At 47.5% G+C, this 4442-nt stretch carries 7 protein-coding genes; all 7 read left to right on the top strand.

The window, feature by feature from the left end; genetic code table 11:
- Window positions 1-331, top strand: a 331-nt coding sequence (gene spoIIIAD / locus CCU_RS03355; protein WP_208895952.1) for a stage III sporulation protein AD, incomplete at its 5' end; no start/stop codon positions are given.
- The gene (locus CCU_RS03350; RefSeq protein ID WP_147343965.1) at window positions 321-1529 is read left to right on the top strand and encodes a stage III sporulation protein AE; all 1209 of its coding nucleotides are present in this window, start codon (window positions 321-323) and stop codon (window positions 1527-1529) included. The genes spoIIIAD and CCU_RS03350, both read left to right, overlap by 11 nt.
- Before the next feature lie 18 nt (window positions 1530-1547).
- A complete protein-coding gene (locus CCU_RS03345; protein ID WP_015533562.1) occupies window positions 1548-2021 on the top strand; it encodes a stage III sporulation protein AF in 474 nt (157 codons plus the stop codon).
- The gene (locus CCU_RS03340) at window positions 2021-2629 is read left to right on the top strand and encodes a hypothetical protein (RefSeq protein ID WP_208895951.1); all 609 of its coding nucleotides are present in this window, start codon (window positions 2021-2023) and stop codon (window positions 2627-2629) included. The genes CCU_RS03345 and CCU_RS03340 overlap by 1 nt, the downstream gene beginning before the upstream one ends.
- Before the next feature lie 12 nt (window positions 2630-2641).
- Window positions 2642-3274: a SpoIIIAH-like family protein gene (locus CCU_RS03335; RefSeq protein ID WP_015533561.1), complete on the top strand. Its 633-nt coding sequence runs from the start codon at window positions 2642-2644 to the stop codon at window positions 3272-3274.
- Between the two features lie 100 nt (window positions 3275-3374).
- Window positions 3375-3794 carry an Asp23/Gls24 family envelope stress response protein gene (locus CCU_RS03330; RefSeq protein ID WP_015533560.1) on the top strand — a complete coding sequence of 140 codons (420 nt, stop codon included), beginning with the start codon at window positions 3375-3377 and terminating at the stop codon, window positions 3792-3794.
- Between the two features lie 36 nt (window positions 3795-3830).
- A complete protein-coding gene (nusB, locus tag CCU_RS03325) occupies window positions 3831-4310 on the top strand; it encodes a transcription antitermination factor NusB (RefSeq protein WP_015533559.1) in 480 nt (159 codons plus the stop codon).
- The last annotated feature ends 132 nt before the right edge of the window (window positions 4311-4442 follow it).

Raw genomic sequence — 4442 nt, 5'->3', positions numbered from 1 at the left:
AAAAGAACTGGATTCCGGGTACGGGATCGTGTTGTCCATAGCCGGGTGTGTGATGCTCATGTATTTTGTGGTGAGCAGGTTCAGACTTATAGCTTCGTACATAGACAGGCTGACTGCGTACGTGTCGGTGAATATTTCATATATAGACGTGATCCTGAAAATGATAGGTATAGCGTATATATGCCGATTTTCATCAGATATCTGCAAAGATGCCGGCTGCAATGCCATGGCATCCCAGGTGGAGATGGCGGGAAAGATAACTCTTATTTTGCTCAGTATGCCCATACTCATGGGAGTTATAGATCTGGTGGTGACCATAGTTGAGGGGTAATTTGATAGTGGTGGTGCTGATGCTCTTTATGGGGGTGTCAGTGCCTGATGCGGCAAATGTGTGTAATGAGAGTAAAGTTGAATCATATGATACAGATATCAAATATTGTCCAGAATTTTATGCTGAGAATGAAAAGGAAAATACCACGGAAAGTGACTCTGATATTAACTCAGATATATTGGAGGACGACTCCGTCATCGGAAGCCTCAATGAGATCACAAAAGACAAATCCGACGTGACCTTCTACGACATATACGAGTCCCTAAAGAGTGGTGACGTGGATTCCACCATAGACATGGCACTAAAAGTGTTTTCCGACAGTGTCATATACGAGGTCAGGACAAGCAGGGGGCTGGCGCTGCAGATCATAGCGGTGATCGTGCTCGGAAGTACATTTGCCCAGCTTGCGGGAAATATGGGCGAGTATGTATCCGCCCATGGTTTCATGGTTACATACATGGTGTTGTTATCGCTGCTGCTGGGGGATTTCGTCCTAGTGCAGTCCATCGTGCAGGACACCATAGGAGATGTCACGGAGTTCATGAAAGCGTTCTATCCCATGTATGCCTCGTCTGTGTTATATGTGAGCGGCCCGGAGAGTGCCGGATATTCACAGTCGGTCATAATCCTGGTGATATACATTTGCCAGAATGTGATAATAAAGTTCATACTCCCCCTCATCAAATGCGGCGGGCTCATAGCACTCATAAATAATCTTGGAAGCGAGGATTATTTCTCCCGGATGGCGGGGCTTATGAAGAGCCTGGCGGTGTGGGGAATGCGGACAATGTTTGCGGTGGTAACCGGGATAAATGTGGTCAAGAGCATGATAGCACCGTCCATGGACAGGCTTTCAAGAAATGGCATACTCAGGACATTGGGAAAAGGTGCAGGTATGTCCACGGTGAGCGCTGTCATCAGTGTGATGGTGAGCACAGGAGAGTTTATCAGAAACTGTATGGGGATGGCGTGTACGATCATGATAGTCATACTGGCCGCAGTGCCAATGATCAAGATAATCGTCATCATGTTCATATTAAGGTTCATCGCCGCGGTGGTGCAGCCGGTCGGAGACAAAAGATATGCCGAGGCAGCAGGCATCATGGCGGAGACAGTGGAGCTGATGCTGAGGGCGTGCGGAATAAGCGTGATGATGTTCATCATAAGCATAGCCCTGATGTCGGTGAACATATCATAGAACGGATGGAGGATGTGCATGCTTGCTGAGTGGCTGAAAAATATAGTTGTGTGCAGTATACTTTTTTCTGTCGTGCTGTATATTGCCCCGGATCCGAAGATGCGCAGATATGTCCAGTCGGCTGTGGGATTTGTCATGATGATGGTCGTGATAAATCCTGTCATAGGCTGGCTTGGGTATGCGGACAGGATAGAGTTCAATACATACAGTGAATCGCTTGGAATGGACGTGGCCGAGGGCGATGATGAGATGTATGTCAGGGCCATGGAGGAGGTAGTGGAGCGGTTTATATCTGACAATTGTAATGCCGATGCGGTGGTGCGTATAGTCACCGGGGAGGAGCTTGGGATAGACAGCATGGAGATATACATACAGTCTGATAAAGTAGACACAGACGGACTGAGATCCGCAGTGTCAGAGGAATATGGTGTTGATGAGAACAGGATTACCATCAGGAGGGGCAATACAGATCATATGCAGGAGGGACTGTAGTGGAGGATTCTAAGAAAAAGGGAATATCGGGGATCATGAATATATTGAAGAGCAGCAACAACAGATTATACAAGTTGCTGCTCATTTTGCTGTCAGGGATTTGTCTGATGATAGTTGTGTGGCCGGCAAATAACAGCAAGACTGATAAAAATGACCTAAAGAGCGGATGGACCGGACAGTCCGATGAGACAGACGCGGATGTGACCGGCGGAAATGACCGGAATATGTCAGGGGATACCACGGATTATGTGGAGTATATGGAGGAGAGACTCACATCAGTGCTTGAGCAGGTGGACGGAATATCGGATGTGAGAGTGATGATAACGGTCAAGGACAGCGGTGAGAACATAGCACTCAAGGACTCCGGAAGCAGTTCCAGTGAGAACGGCGACAGCAAGCAGAGAAGCGTGTCGGAGGAGACGGTCATGGTGAGTGAGGGCAGTGGGAGCTCGCCGTATGTGGTCAGGTACAGGGAGCCGGAGACCGAGGGTGTGGTTATCATTTGCAAGGGGGCGGAAAATGGCGATACAACGCTGAAGATAACGAATGCAGTGCAGGCATTATTTGACGTGCCGACGCATAAGATTGTGATATTAGAAGCAAATTAATGTGGAGGGACTATGAAGAAATTCAGTGGAAAGAACAGACTGGCGGTCATCGCACTTGCAGTTATGATAGGGGTGGCCGGTTACATGAGCTTTGCGGATGCAGGAAAGGACAAGAAGAAGGAAAAAACTGACAAAAAACAGGTGGAAGTGATCAACTATGAGGATCTCTCGTCCATGGCGGAAAATGAGAACTCACAGGCGGTGAAGGATGAGAATGGCCAGACCGAGGATGTGGAGCTCAATGGCCAGGAGGATGAGATCGGTGACGCTGTACTCACCAGTGCACAGGTGACAAGCAATATGGCCGCGGCAAAGTTGAACCGTGAGCAGAGCAGATCAAGGAGCAAGGAAGCTCTGATGGATGTGATAGGTGATGAGGCACTCAGCGATTCGGCAAAGAAGGAGGCGACAGATACATATGTGAAGCTGAACGATACCATAGAGAAGGAGACAGATGTCGAGACAGTTCTGGCGGCAAAGGGGTATAGCGATGCCATAGTGACGATAAGTGATGAGGCTGTTGACGTGTCGCTGAATGTGGAATCGCTGTCGGATACCGAGAGAGCACAGATAGAGGACATAGTTATCCGAAAAACAGGGTATGATATAAGCAGTGTTGCAATATCTGTCATGGGTGGCAAATAGACAGCGGAAGGATAAGCCGTGAATCGCATATACTTGCAAAATAGCTGCCTTCAGATTATAATAAGATTCAAATAACCCATACGAAACGGGAGGTATGACCATGAGTGATAAGTTGAATGATGATATCGTGATTGAAGGCAGCGCGGTTCAGGATAATTCTTACAATATAGAAGAGAGCAATTCTCTTGGCAAAGTTCAGATAGCGGATGACGTAGTGGCTATCATAGCAGGGCTTGCAGCCGGAGAGGTTGAAGGTGTATACAGACTTACAGGCAACCTTCCAAATGAGCTTGCCTCAAAGTTCGGAAAGAAGAACCCTGCAAAGGGCGTTAAGGTAGAGCTTCTTCCTGGCAAGGTAAAGGTTGATATTGCGATAGAGGTTCTGTACGAGTACAGCATACCATCAGTATCAGGTCAGGTTCAGGATAAGGTCAAGCAGGCTATAGAGACCATGACAGGACTGAGCGTTGAGGAAGTCAACATAAGGATAGCCGGTGTACGTGTTGGAGACGGCAGATAGGATACAGATAAAGCTTTATATAGTGGAGAGGAAGATATGACTAGAAGAGATATAAGAGACAGGATATTCAAGATAGTATTTACACTGGAGTTCAATGACGCTGAGGGCATGCAGGATCAGCTTGATTTTGCATTTGACCCTGAGATGCCGGGAGATGAGGAGGACGATCCGCTTCTGTACGGAATAGTCAGCAATGAGGACAGAGATTATATAACCACCAAGGTTAAGAATATCATCTCTAAGAAAGCAGAGATAGATGAGATCATTTCACAGATATCAGAAGGCTGGAAGCTTCCTCGTATAGGCAAGGAGGAGCTGGCTATATTAAGGCTTGGTGTCTATGAAGTGAAGTACGATGAGAGCATACCGGAGAAGGTCGCCATCAATGAGGCGGTTGAGCTGGCAAAGAAGTATTGTGATGCATCGGCGAGCAAGTTCGTGAATGCACTTCTTGCAAAGCTTGTATCCGGTGATAAGGACAAGAAGGAGAGTGGCGCAGATGCCACAGCAGAATAACATATATACAGTCAAGGAACTCAATGAGAGGATACAGGAGTTGGTCAGCGGCGAGCCGTGGCTTGGCAGTCTGGGAGTTGAGGGAGAGATCACAGGACTCGGAACAGACAAGAGAGGTCATATGTATTTCAG

The organism is Coprococcus sp. ART55/1, assembly GCF_000210595.1.
In the GTDB taxonomy this organism is placed as follows: Bacteria; Bacillota; Clostridia; order Lachnospirales; family Lachnospiraceae; genus Coprococcus; species Coprococcus aceti.
The sequence above is the reverse complement of the archived record's forward strand: the minus strand, read 5'-3'. Positions and strand labels throughout refer to the sequence as shown.

What these genes read in the sequence shown, in the direction of transcription:
- CCU_RS03335 (WP_015533561.1), top strand. Translation starts at nt 2,642, where the DNA reads ATGAAGAAATTCAGTGGAAAGAACAGACTGGCGGTCATCGCACTTGCA.
- CCU_RS03330 (WP_015533560.1), top strand. Translation starts at nt 3,375, where the DNA reads ATGAGTGATAAGTTGAATGATGATATCGTGATTGAAGGCAGCGCGGTT.
- CCU_RS03345 (WP_015533562.1), top strand. Translation starts at nt 1,548, where the DNA reads ATGCTTGCTGAGTGGCTGAAAAATATAGTTGTGTGCAGTATACTTTTT.
- nusB (WP_015533559.1), top strand. Translation starts at nt 3,831, where the DNA reads ATGACTAGAAGAGATATAAGAGACAGGATATTCAAGATAGTATTTACA.